This is a genomic window from Nocardioides sp. NPDC092400 (assembly GCF_040684155.1).
Classification (GTDB): domain Bacteria; phylum Actinomycetota; class Actinomycetes; order Propionibacteriales; family Nocardioidaceae; genus Nocardioides.
In genome coordinates this window covers 145,868-166,376 of sequence record NZ_JBFBFJ010000001.1, presented here as the reverse complement: position 1 = coordinate 166,376, position 20,509 = coordinate 145,868, and the positions used below count along the sequence as shown (strand labels likewise).

Below are 20,509 nucleotides of genomic sequence, written 5' to 3'. Positions count from 1 at the left end.
GCCTAGCCCGTGCGGAGTGCCACGATGCCTCTCGTGGACACCAGCAGCCCCGGGCCGACGGAGCCCGAGCACGTGGAGGTGGCCCGCGCGGAGTCCGAGCGCGGCGAGCTGGTGCTGCGCGAGCGGCGCGGCGGGACCGGTCCGACGTCGCTGGAGCTGCGGGCGAACGGCGTCTTCGTGATGGACACCCTCGAGACCAGCACCGAGCGGGCGCTCGCGACCGCCGCCCTGGCGCTGGTGGAGGACCCGCGGGCGGTCGTGGTGGGCGGCCTCGGGCTCGGGTTCACCATGCACGAGGTGCTGGCCGACTCCCGGGTCGAGCGCTGCGCGGTCGTCGAGATCGAGGAGGCGCTGGTCGGCTGGATGCGCGACGGGACGATCCCCCACGGACCGGCCCTGCTCGCCGACGAGCGGGTGCACGTCGTCGTCGCCGACGTCGCCGTCGCGCTCGCCGAGGCCCGCCCGGCGACGTACGACCTGGTGCTGCTGGACGTCGACAACGGCCCCGGCTACCTCGTCCACGACGCGAACGCCGCGCTCTACCGGGAGCCCTTCCTCCGCACCGTCCGCGAGGTGCTGCGGCCCGGGGGTGCGCTCGTGGTCTGGTCGGCGGCCGAGGCCGCTGACCTCGAGGCGGCGCTGCGCACGGCGTTCGGCGGAGCCGAGGGCCGCCCGCACGACGTGCGGCTGCAGGACCGCGACGAGCGCTATTGGCTCTACGTCGGTCGGGTACCGGGCCCCGCGTGAGCGACGAGAACCAGACCGGGTACCGCACCGAGCACGACAGCATGGGCGAGGTCCAGGTGCCCCGCGAGGCCCTCTGGCGGGCCCAGACCCAGCGCGCCGTGGAGAACTTCCCGATCTCCGGCACGCCCATCGAGCCGGCGCTGGTGCACGCGATCGGCCTGGTCAAGGGGGCCGCCGCGACCACGAACGGCGAGCTCGGGGTGCTCGACCAGGACAAGGCCGACGCGATCGTCGCCGCCGCCGGCGAGGTGGCCGAGGGCCGTCACGACGGCGAGTTCCCCGTCGACGTCTTCCAGACCGGCTCGGGCACCAGCTCGAACATGAACGCCAACGAGGTCATCGCCTCGCTGGCCGCCCGGGCCGGCACCGACGTGCACCCCAACGACCACGTCAACGCCAGCCAGTCCAGCAACGACACCTTCCCGACCGCGATCCACGTCGCCGCCGCGCTCGCGGTCACCGACCAGCTCCTCCCCGCCCTCGACGTGCTGGCCACCAGCCTGGAGGGCAAGGCCGAGGAGTTCGCCGGCCTCGTGAAGTCCGGCCGCACCCACCTGATGGACGCGACCCCGGTCATGCTCGGGCAGGAGTTCTCCGGCTACGCCGCCACCGTGCGGTACGCCGCGGAGCGGCTCGAGTCGGTCCTCCCCCGCGTCCGCGAGCTGCCGCTGGGCGGCACCGCGGTCGGCACCGGCATCAACACCCCTCCCGGCTTCGCCGCGCGGGTGATCGAGGTGCTCGGCGAGCGGACCGGCCAGCCGTTCACCGAGGCGCGCAACCACTTCGAGGCCCAGGGCACGCGCGACTCGCTCGTCGAGCTGTCGGGCGTCCTGCGGACGATCGCGGTCGGCCTGACCAAGATCTGCAACGACCTGCGCTGGATGTCCTCGGGACCGACGACCGGACTGGCCGAGATCCACCTGCCCGACCTGCAGCCGGGGTCGAGCATCATGCCCGGCAAGGTGAACCCGGTCCTGCCCGAGGCCACGCTCATGGTGTGCGCCCAGGTCGTCGGCAACGACGCGGCCGTAGGCTTCGCCGGCGCGAGCGGCAGCTTCGAGCTCAACGTCGCGATGCCGGTGATGGCGCGCAACGTCCTGGAGTCGGTGCGGCTCCTGGCGACGTCCTCGACGGTGCTCGCGCAGCGGTGCGTCGACGGGATCACCGCCGACGCCGAGCGGATGCGGCAGTACGCCGAGTCCTCGCCGTCGGTGGTCACGCCGCTGAACAAGCACATCGGCTACGAGAACGCCGCGAAGGTGGCCAAGCAGGCGCTCGCCGACGGCGCCACGATCCGCGAGACCGTGGTGCGGATGGGTTACCTCGAGCGGGGCGAGCTCACCGAGGCCCAGCTCGACGAGGCGCTCGACGTGGAGTCGATGACCCACCCGTGAGGCCGCCGCCCGCCTCGTGCTGCCCAGCGCGCGCCAGGGCGCGCGATGGGCAGCACGAGGCCGGTGGGCTCAGTACCAGTTGTTGCCCTGCTTGAACGACCAGGCGTTGCAGGGCGAGCCGTAGGAGTCGCGGATGTAGTCCAGGCCCCAGCGGATCTGTGTCTCGGCCGACGTCATGTAGTCGGCCGGGAGCTCGTGGAGCTGGGTGAGCGCCTGCGGGATGCCGTACGCCGAGGACGAGGGGTTGTCGGCGTCGATGCGCCAGTCGCTCTCGCTGACCCACAGCGAGTCCAGGCAGGAGAACTGGTCGGAGGAGAAGCCGAACTCGCCCAGCATCGCCCGCGCGATGTCGCGGGGGTCGGCGTCGGAGAGGTCCTCGGTCCGGGTCATCGCCTGGGTCGCTCCCTCACCGAGCGAGACCTGCTTGGCCGGGACCGCGCCCTGCCGGCGGTCGGAGGAGCGCGTCGCCGCGCCCGACCGCTCGAAGGCGAGCGCGGAGCCGGCCGCCTCCGTGGTGCCCGGGTCGGCGTCCGTGCCCGTGGCGCTCAGCCGGGCGTCGGCGGTCGCGGCGATGTCGCCCGCGGCGGCGCTGACCGGCGTGGGGCCGTTGACGACCCCGCCGGCGACGGCGGCGCCGGTGGTCGCGACCGCGACGCCGGAGAGGACGGCCGTGGTGCGCAGTGCCTGACGGGGCGCGCGGGTGAGGCGGGGCTCGGGTGCGCGACGGTGCTTCGGGACGTGCTTCACGTGCTTGGTCACAGGGGAGGTATCCACGGGGTAGAGGCCGGGGGACCGGGACACCATGCACGACCTCCCCCGGCGGCCGCAAAAGCGGCTCGCCGGGCCCCGTCGGGATCCGGCGGGACAGGTGGCACACGCGCCACATCCGCCCCGCCGGCCCCAACGGTCCAGACCGGTGTCTACAGCGTCACGTTCTCCAGCATCTCGGTGACGAGCGCCGCGATCGGCGAGCGCTCGGACCGGGTCAGCGTGACGTGGGCGAACAGCGGGTGCCCCTTGAGCTTCTCGATCACCGCGACGACGCCGTCGTGGCGGCCCACCCGCAGGTTGTCGCGCTGGGCGACGTCGTGGGTGAGCACGACCTTGGAGTTCGCACCGATCCGGGACAGCACGGTCAGCAGGACGTTGCGCTCCAGGGACTGCGCCTCGTCGACGATGACGAAGGCGTCGTGCAGCGACCGGCCCCGGATGTGGGTGAGCGGCAGCACCTCGAGCATCCCGCGGGCGAGCACCTCCTCGATCACCTCGCGGCTGGTCACCGCCCCGAGGGTGTCGAAGACCGCCTGGGCCCACGGCCCCATCTTCTCCGCCTCCGAGCCCGGGAGGTAGCCGAGCTCCTGCCCGCCGACGGCGAACAGCGGCCGGAACACGACGACCTTCTGGTGCTGGCCCCGCTCGAGCACCGCCTCCAGGCCGGCGCACAGCGCCATCGCCGACTTGCCCGTGCCGGCCCGGCCGCCGAGGGAGACGATGCCGACCTCGGGGTCGAGCAGCATCTCCAGGGCGATCCGCTGCTCCGCGGAGCGGCCGTGGACGCCGAACGCCTCGCGGTCCCCGCGCACCAGGTGGATCCGCTTGTCCGGACCCACCCGGCCCAGCGCGGTGCCCCGGTCGGAGAGCAGCACGAGGCCCTGGTGGCAGGGCAGGTCGCGGGCGACCTCGAGGTCGAGCACGCCGTCGTCGTACAGCTCGTCGAGCTCGGTGGCCGCCACCTCGAGCTCCGCCATCCCGGAGTAGCCGGTGTCGGAGTCGCTGACCGCCTCCGCGCGGTACTCCTCGGCGTCGAGGCCGACCGCCGAGGCCTTGATCCGCAGCGGGAGGTCCTTGGAGACCAGGGTGACCGTGTGGCCCTCGTCGGCGAGGTTCTTGGCCACGGCGAGGATCCGCGTGTCGTTGTCGCCGAGCCGGAAGCCCGACGGCAGCGACTGCGGGTCGGTGTGGTTCAGCTCGACCCGGACCGTACCGCCCTCCTCCCCCACCGGCACCGGCTCGTCGAGCCGACCGTGGGTGATCCGCAGCTCGTCGAGCATCCGGAGCGCGCTGCGGGCGAAGAAGCCCAGCTCCGGGTGGTGCCGCTTGCCCTCCAGCTCGGTGATCACGACCACCGGCAGCACGACCTCGTGCTCGGCGAACCGGCGGATCGCGCCCGGGTCGGCGAGCAGGACGCTGGTGTCGAGCACGTAGGTACGGGTGGTGGACCCCCTGGCTGCGGTGGTCCGGGACTTCTTGGCCGTCGTCGTCGGCACGGTGCACCCCTCACGGACCGGCACGCGCACTCGACGCCCCGGTCCTAGCTCACGCGGTTGGACCGGGACCGGGCCCGCAGGCCGGAGTGCCGGCCCCCTCGCGCGCAGCAGGACCCGACCTGCTGTGCACTGCGGTCGTGATCGCTCACGAGCGGACCTCCCGACGCGGCCGGCTTCCCCACCGGCCACTGCTGCCGAACGTACGCCCGCCGAGGGACCGCCGGCGGCGACACGCCCGTCCGCAGGGGTGAACGTCGGTGAACAACGTGTGACGGGCTCAGGACCCGAACCGGCGCTCCCGCTGGGCGTAGGCGCGGATCGCGCGCAGGAAGTCGACCCGGCGGAAGTCGGGCCAGTAGGCCTCGCAGAAGTAGAACTCCGACTTCGCGCTCTGCCAGAGCAGGAAGCCGCCCAGGCGCTGCTCGCCGGAGGTGCGGATGACCAGGTCGGGGTCGGGCTGGCCCTTGGTGTAGAGGTGGTCGGCGATGTGCTCGACGTCGATCTGGCCGGCCAGCTCCTCGAGGGTGGTGCCGCGCTCGGCGTGCTCCTGCAGCAGGGAGCGGACCGCATCGGCGATCTCGCGGCGCCCGCCGTACCCCACGGCCACGTTGACGAGCATCCCGTCGACCTCGCGGGTCGCCTCGGCGGCGGCCTTGAGCCGCTCGGCGGTCCGGGCCGGCAGCAGGTCGAGGGCCCCGACGGGGTGCAGGCGCCAGCGCTGCTGGGCGGCGAGGCTGTCGACGGCGTCCTCGATGATCTCCAGCAGCGGGGCGAGCTCGGCGGCCGGCCGGTTCAGGTTGTCGGTCGAGAGCAGCCAGAGGGTGACGACCTCGATGCCCACCTCGTCGCACCAGCCGAGCAGCGGCTCGATGTTCGCCGCGCCGGCGCGGTGGCCGTGCGCGGTCTCGCGCCCGACGGCGCGCGCCCACCGGCGGTTCCCGTCGAGCATCACCCCGACGTGCTTGGGCAGCTGCTCGGTCGGCAGGCGGCGCAGCATCCGGGCCTCGTAGGCCGGGTAGAGCACCCGTCGCACGCCCCGCTTCCAGTCCGCCACGGGCAGCAGGGTACGCCGCCGGGCCGGTCCCCCGGACCCTCCGGACGGTCCCGTCCGCAGGTGACGTCGACCGTCACACCCGGCACCCGACCGGGTCACTCCCGCCGGCCGGTAACTTCGTGGCATGAGCCGGAGCAACGACGTGCGCGCAGGACTGGAGCACCGACTCGAGCACCTCGGCGAGTCGATCCACGACACGATCGCCGAGATCAAGCCGAAGTTGCGGGGCTGGCTGCACCTGGCCAGTGCGCCGATGACCCTGGCGGCGGGCATCGTGCTGGTGGCCCTCTCGCCCGACGCGACCACGCGCATCGGATCGGCGGTCTTCACCGCGACCGCCCTGCTGCTCTTCACGGTCTCCGCGATCTACCACACCGGGACCTGGTCACCGCGGACGTGGGCGTTCCTCCGCCGCTTCGACCACTCGAACATCTTCCTGCTCATCGCCGGCTCCTACACGCCGTTCGCGCTGATGCTGCTCGACGGCCTCGAGCGGACCGCGCTGCTCACCGCGGTGTGGACCGGAGCGCTGCTGGGCGTGGGCTTCCGCGTGTTCTGGACCGATGCCCCCCGCTGGCTCTACGTCCCCATCTACATCGCCCTGGGGTGGGCGGCGGTGTTCTTCATCCCGAGCCTGCTCGACGGCGCGCTCGACCTGGGAGTCGGCATCGGCGTCGCGGTGTTCGTGATGATCGTGGCCGGCGGGATGCTCTACACCCTCGGCGGCGTCGTGTACGGCTTCAAGCGGCCCAACCCGTGGCCGCGCTGGTTCGGCTTCCACGAGGTGTTCCACACCTTCACGATCCTGGCCTTCGCCGCGCACTACGTGGGCGTCTCGCTCGCGACGTACTCCCTGCGCTGACCCCGTCGGAGGTCCGTCGGGGTCCGTCGAGGTCCGGCCGGCCGGTCAGCCGAGCGGCGGCCCGGTCGTCGCGCGCAGCACCAGCTCGGTCGGGAGCACGACGTCGTCGGGGACCTCCTCGGTCACCTCGCCGAGCCGGGCGAGCACCTGCCGGGCCGCGGTGCGGCCCTGCTGGTCGACCGGCTGCCGGATCGTGGCGAGGTCGAAGAACGACGCCGCCTCGTGGTCGTCGATGCCGATGACCGACAGGTCCCCCGGCACGCTGCAGCCGGTCTCCCGGGCCGCGCGCAGCACCCCGATGGCCATCTCGTCCGAGGCCGCCAGGACGGCCGTCGGCGGCCGCTCGGAGGCCAGCAGCCGTCGGCCGGCGGACAGGCCGCCGTCCATGGTGAACAGCCCCTCGGCCTCGAGCGCCGGGTCCGCCGCGATGCCGGCGTCCGCGAGCGCCGCTCGGTAGCCGCGGCGGCGGGCCGTCGGCACGGCCAGGTCGAACGGCAGGTCGTCGCCCAGGCCGCCGACGTACCCGATCCTGCGGTGACCCAGCGCGACCAGGTGCTCCACGGCGGTGCGCGCGGCCGCGTGGTCGTCGATGCGCACGCTCGGCCAGCCCTCGACCGAGGAGCCCACCAGCGCGACCGGCCGGCCCGCCCGCTCGAGCTGGCGCACCTCCTGGGCGGTCGGCGTCAGGCCGAGCACCAGCATGGCGTCGGCCCGCTTGGTGAGCAGGCCGCGGCCGAAGACCCGGTCACGGGCGTGGGTGTCGCCGGCGAGGTTGTAGAGCAGCAGGTCGTAGCCGCGCTCGCGCAGCACCTGCTCGGCGCCGTGCACGACGGTGCCGAAGAACCACCGCGTCACGAACGGCACCACCACCGCGACCGTGCGGGTGCGGCCGGTCGCCAGCCCCCGCGCGCTCGCGCTGGGCACGTAGCCGAGCCGGACGGCCGCGTCGACGACCCGCTGCCGGGTCTCCTCGGAGACCCGCGGGAGCCCGCGCAGCGCGCGGGAGACCGTCGCGGTCGAGACGCCGACCTCGCGGGCGAGGTCGTCGATGCTGGTCATCGGGCCCCCACCCGCGGGCCGGTCACCCCTTGACGCTTCCCGCGAGCAGGCCGCGGACGAAGTAGCGCTGCAGGGCCAGGAACACCACGAGCGGGACGATCAGCGACACGAACGCGCCCGCGGACAGCAGGTACCAGTCCTGCCCGCGCGTGCCCGAGAGCTCCGCGAGCCGCACCGTCAGCGGGGCGATCTCCGGGTTGCTGCCGAAGACCAGCGCGACGAGCAGGTCGTTCCAGACCCACAGGAACTGGAAGATGCCGAACGCCGCGATCGCGGGCGCCATGAGCGGCAGCATGATCTTGGTGAAGATCTGCACGTGCCCCGCGCCGTCGACCCGGGCGGACTCGATGAGCTCGCCGGGGATCTGGTTCATGAAGTTGTGCAGCAGGTAGATCGCCAGCGGCAGCGCGAAGATCGAGTGCGAGAGCCAGATCGTGTAGAGCCCGCCGCCCGGCGCGTCGGAGCCCGCGAGCGGCTGCAGGTTGAACGGCGGCTGCACGTAGAGCTTGAGCAGCGGGATCATCGTGACCTGGATCGGCACGATCTGCAGCGCGAAGATCGCCACGAACAGGAAGTCGCGGCCGGGGAACTTCATCCACGCGAAGGCGTAGGCCGCCATCGTCGCGATGCTGATCGGGATCAGCACCGAGGGGATGGTGATGACGATCGAGTTGATGAAGTACGTCGCGAGGTTGGTCGTGGAGCCGTTGAGCACCTCGTCGTAGTTGTCGAGGGTGAACCCCCAGTTCCACAGCGACGTCCACCAGCCGCTGCTGGTGATCTCCTTCTCGGGCCGGAAGGAGGTGACCAGCAGGCCGAAGGTCGGGATGGTCCACACGACCGCGATGACCACGGCCGCCAGGGACGCCCACGGCGAGCTCAGGCCCCGCTTGGCGCTCGAGGCCACGGACTCCTGGGCGACGATCGCCTCGACGCCCTTCTCCTCGGGGATGACGGTCATCGTGCCTCCAGCTTGCGCATCTGACGGACGTTGTAGATCACGATCGGCATGACGAGCACGAAGATCAGGACGGCGATCGCGGTGGCCGTGCCCTGGTCGTAGGAGCGGAAGTACTCCACGTAGAACTGGTAGGCCAGCACGCTGGTGTCGTAGTTGCCACCGGTCGTCGTGCGGACGATGTCGAAGGCCTTGAGCGTGGTGATGCTGATCGTGGTGAGCACGACGATGAGCGAGGGCCGGATGCTCGGCACGGTGATGTGGCGGAACATCTTCATGCCGCCCACGCCGTCGAGCCGGGCCGCCTCGATGATGTCCTCGGGGATCGCCTTGATGGAGGCCGAGAGGATCGTCATCGCGAAGCCGGCCTGGACCCAGATCAGGATGACGATCAGGAAGACGGTGTTCCAGGGCTCGGTGAGCAGGAACCGGTAGGAGTCGATGCCGACCCAGTTGAGCAGCTGGTTGGCCAGGCCGATCTGGCCGCGGCTGCTGTCGCGGTAGTCATAGACGAACTTCCAGATGATCGACGCGCCGACCAGCGAGATGGCCATCGGCAGGAAGATCAGCGCCTTGGCGAACTTCTCGAACCGGGAGCGGTCGACCAGCACGGCGTACACCAGGCCGACGAGGGTGGAGACGACCGGCACCAGGATCACCCAGGCGGCGGTGTTGAGCAGCACGCGCACCTGGTCGGAGTCGGTGAAGATCGTCTGGTAGTTCTCGAGCCCGACGACCTCGTCGCCGGTGTTGTCGAGGAACGACTGGTAGATGCTGGTGATGGCCGGGTAGAGCAGGCCGAGGGCGATCAGCAGGACCGCCGGCAGCACGAAGGCGGCCGACTGCACCAGCTCGCCGCGGCGCGACCGGAGACGTTGGGTCAGCAGCAGGATCAGCCCGACCACGGCGAAGAACACCGCGACCGCGATCACCATCTGGGTGAACTTCTCACCGGTTGACATGGGGCACTCCGGAGGGCTCGGGCCGGGCGCGGACGCTCACCGGCCGGGTCGTACGACGGGGGCAGGACGACACAGGCCCTCCCGGCCGGTCGTCACGACCGGCCGGGAGGGTCCTCAGTCACTCCTCCCAGGACTCCTCGATCTTGGTGAGGGAGTCCTCGGTGCTCTGGTCCTGCGCGATCCAGGCCGTCATCTCGGTCCAGAAGGAGCCGGCGCCGACGGCACCGGGCATCTGGTCGGAGCCGTCGAAGCGGAAGACCGCGTCGGGGTCCTGGAAGATCTCCGCCGACAGCTGGTCGATCGGGCTGGAGAGGTTGGAGATCTCCAGGCCGGTGTTGGCGCTGACCCAGCCGCCGCCCGGGGTGGCCTTGGCCTTCTCGTTGGCCCACACGTCGCTGGACAGGTAGGTCTGGAAGGCCTGGACCTCCGGCTCGTCGGAGAACGCCGCGACGAACTCGCCGCCGCCGAGGACCGGGCTGCCGAAGTCCTCACCGATCGCCGGGAGGTAGAAGGCGAAGACGTCGCCGTCCTCGGCGATCTTGGTGCCCTCGGGCCAGTTGGCGGCGTAGAAGCTCGCCATCCGGTGCATGGCGCACTCGCCGTCGAGGATCGGCAGGCCGCCCTCCTGGAAGGGGGTCGTCGCGATCGACTTCACGTCGCCGATGCCGCCGTTGACGTACTCCTCGTTCTTGAGGATCGCGCCGACGGTGTCGAGGCCCTCGACGACCGCGGGGTCGTTGAAGGGGATCTCGTGGTTGACCCACTGGTCGTAGACGTCCGGGCCGCCGGTGCGCAGCAGGACGTCCTCGAGCCAGTCGGTGGCCGGCCAGCCGGTCGCCTCGCCGGACTCGATGCCGGCGCACCAGGGCTTGATCTTGCCGTCCTGGGCGATCTGGTCGGACAGGGCGATCATGTCGTCCCAGGTCTCGGGGATCTCCCAGCCGTTCTCCTCGAACATCGACGGGGAGTACCAGACGAACGACTTGACGTTGGCGCCCAGCGGAGCCGCGTAGAACTTGCCGTCGACGCTGCCGTAGCCCTTCCAGTCCTCGCCGAAGAACTCGTCGACGTTCGCCTCGGTGCCCTCGGGCGCCTCGACGACCTTGCCGGTGCTGACCAGGTTCTTCAGCAGGCCCGGCTGCGGGACGTAGGCGATGTCCGGCGGGTTGCCGGCCTGCACGCGCACCTGCAGCTGCGCCTCGAACTCCTTGGAGCCCTCGTACTTGACGTCGGCCCCGGTGCAGTCCTCGAAGACCTTCCAGGAGTCGATGTGCGGCTGGTCCTCGGGGGCGACGATCGAGGTGTAGACCGTGACGTCGCGACCGCTCAGGTCGCCGAACTCCGTCAGGCCCTCGCACTCGGCCTTGCCCTCCCCGGGCGAGGTGCCGCCGGCGCTGCCGCCGCCGCCTTCGCTGTCGTCGGCGCACCCTGCGAGCACCGCGCTGGCGGCGAGCAGGACGGCCGCGCCTGCGAGGCCGGATCTCTTCAGTGAACGCATGCGTTCTCCCTATCTTGTCCCGTGGTCGGTCGCCTGCGTCGGACTCGCGGCGACCGTGCCGCAACAGATGCAAGCGCTTGCGCACCCTGTGGTCAAGGTCACCGGCGGGGCGTCGCGTCACGATTCTGTAACACGACCGTCGCCTCACGGTCCCCTGGGTGGAAACGCTTCCACTGGTCTGGACCAGCGCCGTGCCGAGTCGCTGCTCGGAGGAGTCGGCAGGTGGTCGTCGGCCCGGTCCGGCCGTCACCCCGCGCGTCGTACCGTTGAGGCATGGCGACCATCGAGCTGACCGCTGCGAACTTCGAGCAGAACGTCGCGGGGAGCGACATCCTCCTCGTCGACTTCTGGGCGAGCTGGTGCGGCCCGTGCCGCCAGTTCGCGCCGACCTACGAGGCGGCCTCCGAGCAGCACACCGACATCACCTTCGGCTCGGTCGACACCGAGGCCCAGCAGGAGCTCGCCGCAGCGGCCCGGATCACCTCGATCCCGACGCTGATGGCGTTCCGCGAGGGGATCCTCGTGTTCGCCCAGCCCGGTGCGCTCCCGCCGCAGGGCCTCGAGCAGCTCATCGGCGCGGTGCGCGAGCTCGACATGGACGACGTGCGTCGCCAGGCGGCCGCGGCCGGCCAGGACGCCGCCGGCGCCTGACCCGGCGCGCGGCGACCCGGCGTGCTTGGATCGGGCGGTGGACGCCGAGGACTGGGACGAGCGGTACGCCGCCAGCGAGCTCGTCTGGTCCGCCGGGCCGAACGTGTTCGTCGCCGAGGCCTGCGCCGACCTGCCGCCGGGCCGCGCGCTCGACCTGGCGGCCGGCGAGGGACGCAACGCCCTCTGGCTGGCTCACCGCGGCTGGTCGGTGACCGCGCTCGACTTCTCCCCGGTCGCGCTGGACAAGGGCCGCCGGCTCGCCGGCGACCCGGCCGTGGGGTGGGTGCTGGCCGACGCGACCACCTGGCGCCCGCCGGCCGGCACGGCGTACGACCTGGTGGTGGTGGCCTACCTGCAGCTGCCCGCCGTCGAGCGCCGCGCCGCCGTCGCGACGGCGTACGACGCACTGGTGCCGGGTGGCACGCTCCTGCTCGTCGCGCACGACAGCAGCAACCTCGCCGAGGGCACCGGCGGTCCCCGCGACCCCGCGGTGCTGATGACCGCCGAGGACGTCCTCGGCGACCTCGCCGACCGGCCGCACGAGGTGGTGCGGGCCGAGCGCGCCGCGCGCACCGTCGAGCCCGGCCACGGCGGGGAGGCCGAGCGGACGGCGTGGGACTGCGTCGTCCAGGTCCGGCGCGCGTGAGCGCGCCGCCGGGGCCTAGCCCAGCGGGCTGATCGTCACCGTCGCGTGGATGAACGCGTGGTCGGTCGCGGACCGCACCGGAGCGCCGTAGTCGACGACGTGACCGCTGAAGGACACTCCCCCGACGCCCATGATCTTGTCGATCTTCACGGGCCCGGCACCCACGCAGGACGACGGCGTCGCGCCGTTCGAGCCGACCATGCCCGTCGCCGCGGCGACGCGGCAGCCGAACTCGGTGTGCTCGTTGGTGTCACCCATCAGCAGCACCGGGTGGCCGCTGGCGCGCAGCCGCTGGACCAGCGCGATCTCGGCGGCCGTGGCGCTGTCGCGGTCGGCCTCCTGGTCGCGCGGGGAGTTGTGGACGTCGATCACCCAGAACTCGCCACCGGTCGCCAGGTCGCGCAGCAGCACGTACGGGATCGGGCGCTGCTGGTGGTCGAACGTGGTCGTGATGGAGCCGCTGTCGACGAGCGTGAAGAGGTCGTTGCGCCAGCCGATCTGGAGCCGGACGCCCTGGTTCCCCAGCGCCTGGCCCGGCCAGATCGTCCAGCCCGGCAGGCGGCCCTGCAGGACCGCGAGCTGGTCGTCCTGGACCTCCTGCAGCCCCACGAGGTCGACCCCGCGGCCGAGGATCGTCGTCGCGTGCATCGCGGCGCGTCCGGTGCCATTGGCGCGGTGCTGGCTGCCCTGGACGTTGAGCGTGCCGATGTCGAACGTGAACGGCGCACCGCTCGCCTGCCCGGTCACGGCGGTGGCCCCGGACTCCACCGCGTCCACCAGGCCGGCGGCCGACCGCACCGAGACCTTCGGCAGGCGGCGCAGCGGGGCGCCGGCCTCCTCGAGGCGGTACGGCGGGGCGGCCGGCGCGACGAGGCCGGAGACCGCTGCGACGCGACCACGGGAGGCCTCGGCGGCGCGGCCCGCGGACCGCGAGACCTGGTCGGCACGGGCGACCACGCGGGCTCCGCTCACCTCTGCCGGCGTGCCGACCGCGATCGGCACGCGCACCTCGCGCGGGGCGAGGGTCAGGCCGGCGGCGACCGCCAGCCCGGTGAGGATCGCGGCCACCACGAGGACGACAGGGACGGTGGGACGGCGACGCACCGCAGCAGGGTACCGGTCCTGCACGTCTCCGTGTCCTTCCTGCGCGAGCTGGTCCCGCGGGTCAGCGCCCGCGCGCCGGGCGCACGCGCACCCGGGCGTGGATGAGCTCGTGGTCGCTCGACTTCCGGACGCGGGGGCCGCGGTCCTCCTGGTAGTGGCTGAACTTCACCCGGCGGCCGCCGAGGACCCAGTCGATGCGCAGGCGTCGCTTCGGCGGCTTGCAGCCACGGGCGCCGGGGTTGCCCCCGTTCGCGGCGCGCAGGTCGGTGCGGGCGGTGAGCTTGCAGTAGAACTCGCGCTTCTCGTTGGCGTCGGCGGTCAGGAACACCGGGTTGCCCTTCCTCCGCAGCCGCTGGACGAGCCGGACCTGCTTGGCGGTGGCGGAGTCGCGCTCGCCCTCCATGCCCCTGGGCGAGTTGTGCACGTCGATGACGAAGAAGCGGCGGTCGGTGCGCCGGTCCCGCAGGCGCACCCACGGGATCGGGCGCCGCTGGCGGTCGAAGCGGGTCACCACGGAGCCGTGGCCGACCATCTCGAACTGCCGCTTGCGGAAGGCGATCTGCAGCCGCACGCCCTGGTTGCCCAGGCTGGTGCCGGGCCAGATCCGGTAGCCGGGCAGCCGGTTGCGCAGCACACGCAGCTGGTCCTTCTGCACCTCCTGCAGGCCGATGACGTCGATCCCGCGCTTCTGGATCGAGCCGGCGGTCCACCGGGCGCGCTGGGTGCCGGGCGCGAAGCCGCCGCGGCCACGCGTGTGCTGGCTGCCGAGCACGTTGAAGGTGCCGATCTTGAAGCCGAAGCCGGTCGGCTTGCGCGCCGACTCCACGGCAGCGCGCGCGGGCGCGCCCACCAGGAGGCTGGCGGCGAGGGCCACCACGAGCGCGAGGGTGACGGTGACCGTGTGGGTGCGGGCCGGTCGCTGGGGGCCCTGGGCGTGGGTGACGGATGGTGCGGTCGTGACTCGGGGCATCCGGGGACGGTAGTCAGGACTGGTCCAGACCAGCAAGTCGCCTTACCTTCGCGGCACCGCCCGCGGACCGGGCCGTCGCGTCAGCGGCGACGCGCCCGCATGGTGACCGACGCCCGGACCAGGGCGTGGTCGCTGGCCACCCGCACCGAGGACCCCTCCAGGACGCCGTAGCCGGAGAACCTCATCGGACCACCGCCGAAGATCCAGTCGATGAGCAGGCGGCCCGGCGGCGGGCTGCACTCGCGTGGGGAGGCGGCCGACCCTCCGTTCGCGGCGACGAGGTCGGTCCGGCCGACCAGCGAGCAGAAGACCTCCTCGTGCTCGTTCATGTCGCCCACGACGAAGACTGCCCGACCCGTGGCGCGCAGCTCGCGCACGAGCCGGACCACCTTGCGGGTGGCCGAGTCGCGCTCGGCCTCCAGGCCGCGGGGGCTGTTGTGCACGTCGACGACGTAGAGCTTGCGGCCGGTGCCGCGGTGCTCCAGCAGCACCCACGGGACCGGTCGCCGCTGCCGGTCGAACGCCGTGGTGACGCTGCCGTGGTCGAGCAGGCGGAACATCCAGGACTTCCACGCGATCTGGAGCCGGAGGCCGCCGCCGCCGAGCGACGTGCCCGGCCACACGGCGTACCCGTCGAGCCGGCGCTGCAGCACCTGCAGCTGGTCGGCCTGGACCTCCTGGAAGCCCACGACGTCGAGGCCCTTGCGCTGCACCAGGCCGGCGGTGACCCGCGCGCGCATCCGCCCGGGCCCCCAGCCGCCCTTGCCGGCGGTGTGCTGGCTGCCGAGCTGGTTGAAGGTGCCGATGTCGAAGGTCGGGCTGATCGGGCGGGCGGGCTCCGCACCCGCCGGGGACAGCAGCGGCGCGGCGACCGGTCCGGTCGCCAGGACGGCCGCCACGAGGGCGGTCACGCAGCAGGCGACGAGGGCGCGGACGCGTCGTCCGGGCGCGGGGCTGGAGGAGGGCACTGCGCGACCCTAGGCAGGACGGGTGCCCCGACCGAAGGGTCCGGACCCAGATGCAGCCGTCCGCGCGGAGGAATGGCCCGTGCGGGCCATCCGCGCCCTCTCAGTCGGTGGAGGGGCCGGGTGACCCGGGCGACTCCGGCGCGCCGGGCGACTCCCGCCGCATCTCCTCGGCACGCGCCTGCGGCTCCTCCGAGCGCGGGCGGCGGTCCGAGGGGTCGTACCGGCCGGCGTCCTCGGAGGACTGGGCGTTGCGCAGCCGGTGGGTCAGGCTCCACCCGAGCAGGCCGACCGCGACCGCGAGCGCGATGAAGATGCCGAAGGCCAGCCAGCCGGCCTTGACGTCCTCGGGCTCCGGCGCCTGCTCCGCGGCACGGACGAGCGCGTCGGTGAGGAGCGGGACGAGGTCGAGGGCCATGGTGCCCATCCTCTCAGGCGGGGTCGGTGATGCCGGCGAAGAGGTCGCTCTCGGGGACCTCGGAGGGGACGTGGCTCACGACGAGCTCGAAGTCCTCGGTCGGCCACACCTCCTCCTGGATCTCCCGCGGCACCGCGAACCACATGCCGTCGGGGTCGATCTGGGTGGCGTGGGCGAGGAGGGCCTGGTCGCGGACGCCGAAGTACTCCGCGCAGGGCACCCGGGTGGTGATCCGGGCGTCCCAGTCGGGCTCGGGCTTCCAGTCCGCGAGCCGCTCGACGTACGGCGACTCCAGCCCGTGGGCCAGCATCGCGTCGTGGATCGCCTGGGTCTTGGGGCGGTTGAAGCCGTGGTGGTAGTAGAGCTTGAGCGGCTGCCACGGCTCACCGAGGTCGGGGTACCGCTCGGGGTCGCCGGCCGCCTCGAACGCCGCGACGGTCACCTCGTGGCACTTGATGTGGTCGGGGTGGGGGTAGCCCCCGCGCTCGTCGTACGTCGTGACGACGTGCGGGCGCAGCTCGCGGATCAGCCGCACGAGCGGCGCGGCCGCCTCCTCCAGCGGCACCAGCGCGAAGCAGCCCTCGGGCAGCGGCGGCTTCGGGTCCCCCTCGGGCCAGCCGGAGTCGACGAAGCCGAGCCAGTCCTGGGTGACGCCGAGGATGTCGCGGGCCCGCTCCATCTCCTGGCGCCGGATCTCGGTGATGTTCGCCGCGATGTCGGGCCGGTCCATCTTCGGGTTCAGGATCGAGCCGCGCTCGCCACCGGTGCAGGTGACGACGTGGACGTCGACCCCCTGGGCGACGTACATCGCCGTGGACGCGGCGCCCTTGCTCGACTCGTCGTCGGGGTGGGCGTGGACGTGCATCAGCCGGAGACCCGACCGGGGCTGCGGTGACCCGTGGTGCGACATGGGGCCGATCCTAGGTCGCCCGCCCCCGGCCACCGGACGGGTGGGACCATGGGAGCCATGAGCACCGACGTCCTGGCCGAGCGGTACGGCGCCCCGGCGCCCTGGCGACGTCGGGCGTCGGTGGTCGCGGCGGTGGTCCTGGGGGTCCTCTTCCTCGGCTGGCTGGCCTGGACGGCGTGGGCGCACTCGACCCCCGAGGTCACCTCGGAGCTGGAGACGTTCGAGGTCGTCGACGAGCACACCGTCGACGCGGTGGTGGTCGTCGACCTGCGCGACGACGGCGTGGAGGCGGACTGCCTGCTGCGCGCCTTCGCCGAGGACCACACCACGGTGGGCGAGCTGGAGTTCCGGCCCGACCCGGCCCTGGGGCAGCGCCAGGAGCAGTCGGTGCGCACCGACCGCCGCGCGACGTCCCTGGAGCTGCTCGGCTGCAAGGCCGACGGGCAGACCCGCTATCGCTGACCTGCGGAACCGGTGGCCGCTTGTTACAGTGGCCGATCTGACTGTCCCGCCCGGGCCGTCCAGAGGAGGGCCCGAGACGCCGGCCCACGGCGTCAGCACCAGTGCCGCGGCGTACGAGCACACCCTCGGCGCACCCGATCGGGACCAGTTCCACGCACGCAGGGCGGGCACCCCCCGCCCCACCCGTTCGCACCATCAGGAGTTGCCATGACCCAGTCGACCGAGCAGGGCACCGTCTGGCTGACCCAGGACGCCCACGACAAGCTCGCGGCCGAGCTCGAGAACCTCAAGGGCCCCGTCCGCCAGGAGGTCATCGAGCGGATCGCCGCCGCCCGCGACGAGGGCGATCTGAAGGAGAACGGCGGCTACCACGCCGCCCGTGAGGAGCAGGGTCGCGTCGAGGGCCGGATCCGGCAGCTCGAGGACATGCTGCGCCGCGCCGAGATCGGCGAGACGCCTCCCGACGACGGCATCGTCGAGCCCGGCATGATCGTGACCTACAAGTTCGTCGGCGACGACGACGACGAGACCGAGACGTTCCTCCTCGGTGCCCGCGAGATCGAGCCCGAAGGCCTCACGGTGTACTCCCCGCAGTCGCCGCTCGGCTCGGCGATCAACGGCAAGAAGAAGGGCGACACCGTCGCCTACGAGGCGCCGAACGGCAAGACCCTCGAGGTCGTCATCGTCGACGCCACGCCGTACACCGGCTGACGCGCCTCCACCCAGCAGGAGCCCCACCAGCAGCGCCCCCGGCCGGTCGGCCGGGGGCGCTGCTGCGTCCTGGGTGCGTCGCTGGCTGCGGCCGGACGCCGCGCCGGCTTGCAACGCGCTGTCCAGAGGTCTACCGCGCCGACGGGTCGGCGCGGTGGACGCTCGAACGGCGCGGTACACGCTCGAACAGCGCGGGAGGCCACCGGACGACGCGGTGGATGAGCGAACGGCGCGTTGCGTCCCGCGACGGCTCAGGAGCGACCCTCGGCGACGCGGTAGCCACGCTCGCGGAGCCGGGCGACGACCCGCTCGGCGTGCGGCGCGCCCCGGGTCTCCAGCTGGAGGTGCACCTCGACCTCGTCGAGGTGCAGGGTGGGCGAGATCCGCTCGTGCACGACCTCGAGGACGTTCGCCCCCGCGGCGCTGACCTCGACCAGGAGCTGGGCGAGGCCGCCGGGGACGTCGGGGATCGTCAGCGTCAGGTTGACGTACCGACCGGCGGCGGCCATGCCGTGCCGGATCACCTTGCCCAGCAGCAGGGGGTCGATGTTGCCGCCGGAGAGCACCGCGACCGCGGGTGTCGGGAAGCCGGCCGGGTCGTCCAGCAGCGCCGCCACGGCGGCGGCGCCGGCAGGCTCGACGACCATCTTGGCCCGCTCGACCAGCGCGAGGAGGGCGCGCGAGAGCGAGTCCTCCGAGACCGTCCGGATCTCGTCGACGTGGTCGCGGACGGCGGCGAAGGTGAGGTCGCCGGGCAGTCCGACCGCGATGCCGTCGGCCATCGTCTTCATCGTCTCCAGGGCGACCGGCCGGCCCTGCTCCAGCGAGGCGGGGTACGCCGCGGCGCCGGCCGCCTGGACGCCGACGACGCGGACGTCGGGCCGGGCCGCCTTGACCGCCATCGCGATCCCGGCCAGCAGTCCCCCGCCACCGGTCGGCACCAGCACGGTCCGCACCTCGGGCGCCTGCTCGAGGACCTCGAGCCCGGCCGTGGCCTGCCCGACCACGATGTCGGCGTGGTCGAAGGGGTGGATGAGCACCGCACCGGTCTCGGCCTCGAAGCGGCGGGCCGCGACCAGCGACTCCTCGAGGAAGCGGCCCTCGAACACCACTTCCGCGCCGTACCCGCGGGTCGCCTTCTCCTTGTTGATCGGGGCGCCCTCGGGCATGAAGACGGTGGCCTTGGTGCCGAGCATCCGCGCGGCCAGCGCCACGCCCTGGGCGTGGTTGCCGGCCGAGGCCGCGACCACGCCGCGGGCGCGCTCCTCCTCGGAGAGCCGCGCGATCCGGACGTAGGCGCCGCGGGCCTTGAAGGACCCGGTGCGCTGCAGGTTCTCGCACTTGAGCAGCACCGGTCCCCCGGCGAGGTCGGAGAGCCAGCGCGACTCCTCCATCGGCGTGCGCACGGCCACGCCCTCGAGCAGCTCGCGGGCGGCCTCGATCTCGGCGAGGGAGACGGGCCCGGTGGTCACAGCGGGCTCTCCGGGTCCTCCGGCACCTCGACCTGGGCGCCGGTCTCCTCGTAGTCCTCCTGCAGCTCCTCGACGGGATCCGCGTCGGGCGCGGTGTTGGCGGCCAGGTGGGCGACCACCGCGTTGCCGGCGGCGGCGAGCGGCACGGCGACCAGGGCACCGGCGACGCCGGCGACGACGACGCCGCAGGCGATGGCGACGATGACCGCCAGCGGGTGGACCGAGACCCAGCGACCGAGCAGGAACGGCTGCAGCACGTGTCCCTCGACCTGCTGGACCACGATCACGCCGGCGAGCATGAGCAGCGCGGTGATGGGTCCCTGGTCGACCAGCGCGACCAGCACCGCCACCGAGCCGGCGATGGTCGCACCGATCATCGGGACGAACGAGCCGAGGAAGACCAGCACGCCGATCGCCAGCACGAACGGGACGCCCAGCACCGCGGCGACGATCGCGATGCCGATGGCGTCCACGAGCGCGACGATCACCGTCGCCCGCACGAACTGGGTCAGCGAGACCCAGGCGACGCGGCCGGAGCTGTCGACGTGCTCGCGGGCGGCGCGGGGCGCGATCCGGACGAGGAACGCCCAGATCCGCTCGCCGTCGGCCAGGAAGAAGTACGTCGCGAACAGCACGATGAAGAAACCGGCGAACACGTGGGTGACCGCCGAGCCGACCTCGCTGACCTGCGAGACGACCCCGCCGTTGCGCGAGCCCTCGGTGATCGCCTGCTGCGTGGCGTCGATGTAGTCGTTGATCTGGCTGTCGCTGGCGTTGAGCGGCCCGTCCTTGAGCCAGGTCTTGATCTCGCCGAGCCCCTTGACGGTCTGGTCGGCGAGGTCGGTCGCGCCCGTGGCGACCTGCTGCCCGGCGAAGGTCAGCAGCAGCGCCACCAGCCCGAGCCCGCCGATGACCACCGAGATCGACGCCAGCCCCCGCGGCAGGCCGAGGCGGTGCAGGCCCGCCACGATCGGCGAGACCAGCGCGGCGACGAGCAGCGCCACCGCGAGCGGGATGCTGATGACCGAGAAGAACCCGACCAGCCGCAGCAGCAGGTAGCTGGCCGCACAGATGACCAGCAGCCGCCAGGCCCACGCCGCAGCGAGGTCGACGCCCCAGGGCACTTGGGCCCGCGAGAAGTTCGACGGCCCGGTCGGGATCGGCGCCGGCGCCGGGCGGCGGTCCACGCGCATCTGCGCCCACTGCTGGGCGAGCCGCTGCGCGAGCCCGTCGTCGTCGTCGGCGATCCGCGGCAGCCGCAGCGCCAGGCGCCGGCGGTGCTCCTGCTCGGCCCGCTCCCGGCCGCCGCCTCCCGCCGTGCCCGCCGGCGGGCCTGCCGCCGGACCGCTGTCCGGGCTCTCTGCGGGGCCCTTGCCCGGCTGCTCGTCCACCTCGTCGA

General features: G+C 72.8%; 21 protein-coding genes. 7 read left to right on the top strand and 14 right to left on the bottom strand.

The features are described from left to right. Positions 1–33 precede the first annotated feature (33 nt). Both AB0N29_RS00820 and AB0N29_RS00815 read left to right on the top strand, forming a co-directional pair. Positions 34–747: a hypothetical protein gene (locus AB0N29_RS00820; protein ID WP_364863323.1), complete on the top strand. Its 714-nt coding sequence runs from the start codon at positions 34–36 to the stop codon at positions 745–747. After that, positions 744–2,141 (top strand): class II fumarate hydratase, encoded by a 1,398-nt coding sequence (locus tag AB0N29_RS00815; RefSeq protein WP_364863321.1) that lies wholly within the window; start codon positions 744–746, stop codon positions 2,139–2,141. The genes AB0N29_RS00820 and AB0N29_RS00815 overlap by 4 nt, the downstream gene beginning before the upstream one ends. 69 nt (positions 2,142–2,210) lie before the next feature. Here the strand turns inward: AB0N29_RS00815 and AB0N29_RS00810 are convergent, their stop codons facing one another. The 3 genes from AB0N29_RS00810 to AB0N29_RS00800 all read right to left on the bottom strand — a co-directional run bounded on the left by AB0N29_RS00810 (position 2,211) and on the right by AB0N29_RS00800 (position 5,462). Further along, on the bottom strand, positions 2,211–2,900 hold the full coding sequence (locus AB0N29_RS00810; RefSeq protein WP_364863319.1) for a lytic transglycosylase domain-containing protein: 690 nt from the start codon (positions 2,898–2,900) through the stop codon (positions 2,211–2,213). Between the two features lie 161 nt (positions 2,901–3,061). After that, on the bottom strand, positions 3,062–4,408 hold the full coding sequence (locus AB0N29_RS00805) for a PhoH family protein (RefSeq protein WP_302269941.1): 1,347 nt from the start codon (positions 4,406–4,408) through the stop codon (positions 3,062–3,064). A gap of 277 nt (positions 4,409–4,685) precedes the next feature. Beyond that, on the bottom strand, positions 4,686–5,462 hold the full coding sequence (locus AB0N29_RS00800; RefSeq protein ID WP_302269940.1) for an isoprenyl transferase: 777 nt from the start codon (positions 5,460–5,462) through the stop codon (positions 4,686–4,688). 124 nt (positions 5,463–5,586) lie between these two features. On the opposite strand from AB0N29_RS00800, the gene AB0N29_RS00795 reads away from it, so the two are divergent. Next, positions 5,587–6,324 carry a hemolysin III family protein gene (locus tag AB0N29_RS00795; RefSeq protein ID WP_364863316.1) on the top strand — a complete coding sequence of 246 codons (738 nt, stop codon included), beginning with the start codon at positions 5,587–5,589 and terminating at the stop codon, positions 6,322–6,324. Between the two features lie 45 nt (positions 6,325–6,369). On the opposite strand, the gene AB0N29_RS00790 is transcribed toward AB0N29_RS00795, so the two are convergent. The 4 genes from AB0N29_RS00790 to AB0N29_RS00775 all read right to left on the bottom strand — a co-directional run bounded on the left by AB0N29_RS00790 (position 6,370) and on the right by AB0N29_RS00775 (position 10,801). Beyond that, the gene (locus AB0N29_RS00790) at positions 6,370–7,383 is read right to left on the bottom strand and encodes a LacI family DNA-binding transcriptional regulator (RefSeq protein ID WP_302269937.1); all 1,014 of its coding nucleotides are present in this window, start codon (positions 7,381–7,383) and stop codon (positions 6,370–6,372) included. 22 nt (positions 7,384–7,405) lie between these two features. Next, positions 7,406–8,344 carry a carbohydrate ABC transporter permease gene (locus AB0N29_RS00785; protein ID WP_364863313.1) on the bottom strand — a complete coding sequence of 313 codons (939 nt, stop codon included), beginning with the start codon at positions 8,342–8,344 and terminating at the stop codon, positions 7,406–7,408. Continuing rightward, a complete protein-coding gene (locus tag AB0N29_RS00780) occupies positions 8,341–9,303 on the bottom strand; it encodes a sugar ABC transporter permease (RefSeq protein WP_302269935.1) in 963 nt (320 codons plus the stop codon). The genes AB0N29_RS00785 and AB0N29_RS00780 overlap by 4 nt, the downstream gene beginning before the upstream one ends. A 118-nt stretch (positions 9,304–9,421) precedes the next feature. Beyond that, entirely contained in the window at positions 9,422–10,801 is a 1,380-nt protein-coding gene (locus AB0N29_RS00775) for an ABC transporter substrate-binding protein (RefSeq protein ID WP_364863310.1), read from the bottom strand. A gap of 273 nt (positions 10,802–11,074) precedes the next feature. Here AB0N29_RS00775 and AB0N29_RS00770 point away from each other — a divergent pair, with 273 nt between their 5' ends. Next, on the top strand, positions 11,075–11,452 hold the full coding sequence (locus AB0N29_RS00770; RefSeq protein ID WP_364863308.1) for a thioredoxin domain-containing protein: 378 nt from the start codon (positions 11,075–11,077) through the stop codon (positions 11,450–11,452). Positions 11,453–11,489: 37 nt separating this feature from the next. After that, entirely contained in the window at positions 11,490–12,098 is a 609-nt protein-coding gene (locus tag AB0N29_RS00765) for a class I SAM-dependent methyltransferase (RefSeq protein ID WP_364863306.1), read from the top strand. A 15-nt stretch (positions 12,099–12,113) separates the two neighbouring features. Here the strand turns inward: AB0N29_RS00765 and AB0N29_RS00760 are convergent, their stop codons facing one another. From AB0N29_RS00760 to mca, 5 genes are all read right to left on the bottom strand, one after another. After that, positions 12,114–13,202 (bottom strand): endonuclease/exonuclease/phosphatase family protein, encoded by a 1,089-nt coding sequence (locus tag AB0N29_RS00760; protein ID WP_364863304.1) that lies wholly within the window; start codon positions 13,200–13,202, stop codon positions 12,114–12,116. 61 nt (positions 13,203–13,263) lie between these two features. Further along, positions 13,264–14,172 carry an endonuclease/exonuclease/phosphatase family protein gene (locus AB0N29_RS00755; RefSeq protein ID WP_364863302.1) on the bottom strand — a complete coding sequence of 303 codons (909 nt, stop codon included), beginning with the start codon at positions 14,170–14,172 and terminating at the stop codon, positions 13,264–13,266. A gap of 80 nt (positions 14,173–14,252) precedes the next feature. Further along, a complete protein-coding gene (locus AB0N29_RS00750) occupies positions 14,253–15,140 on the bottom strand; it encodes an endonuclease/exonuclease/phosphatase family protein (protein WP_364863300.1) in 888 nt (295 codons plus the stop codon). A gap of 100 nt (positions 15,141–15,240) precedes the next feature. Continuing rightward, positions 15,241–15,555 (bottom strand): hypothetical protein, encoded by a 315-nt coding sequence (locus AB0N29_RS00745; RefSeq protein WP_302269926.1) that lies wholly within the window; start codon positions 15,553–15,555, stop codon positions 15,241–15,243. A gap of 13 nt (positions 15,556–15,568) precedes the next feature. Then, positions 15,569–16,465, bottom strand: coding sequence for a mycothiol conjugate amidase Mca (gene mca, locus AB0N29_RS00740; protein ID WP_302269925.1), 897 nt, complete (start codon positions 16,463–16,465; stop codon positions 15,569–15,571). A gap of 57 nt (positions 16,466–16,522) precedes the next feature. On the opposite strand from mca, the gene AB0N29_RS00735 reads away from it, so the two are divergent. After that, positions 16,523–16,927, top strand: a complete 405-nt coding sequence (locus tag AB0N29_RS00735; protein WP_302269924.1) for a DUF4307 domain-containing protein — start codon at positions 16,523–16,525, stop codon at positions 16,925–16,927. A 207-nt stretch (positions 16,928–17,134) separates the two neighbouring features. After that, the gene (greA, locus tag AB0N29_RS00730) at positions 17,135–17,638 is read left to right on the top strand and encodes a transcription elongation factor GreA (RefSeq protein ID WP_302269923.1); all 504 of its coding nucleotides are present in this window, start codon (positions 17,135–17,137) and stop codon (positions 17,636–17,638) included. Positions 17,639–17,889: 251 nt separating this feature from the next. Here greA and ilvA read toward each other — a convergent pair whose 3' ends face one another. Further along, positions 17,890–19,110: a threonine ammonia-lyase gene (gene ilvA, locus AB0N29_RS00725; RefSeq protein WP_302269922.1), complete on the bottom strand. Its 1,221-nt coding sequence runs from the start codon at positions 19,108–19,110 to the stop codon at positions 17,890–17,892. Beyond that, a complete protein-coding gene (locus tag AB0N29_RS00720) occupies positions 19,107–20,501 on the bottom strand; it encodes an AI-2E family transporter (RefSeq protein ID WP_302269921.1) in 1,395 nt (464 codons plus the stop codon). Before AB0N29_RS00720 ends, ilvA begins: the two co-directional genes overlap by 4 nt. Positions 20,502–20,509: the final 8 nt, after the last annotated feature.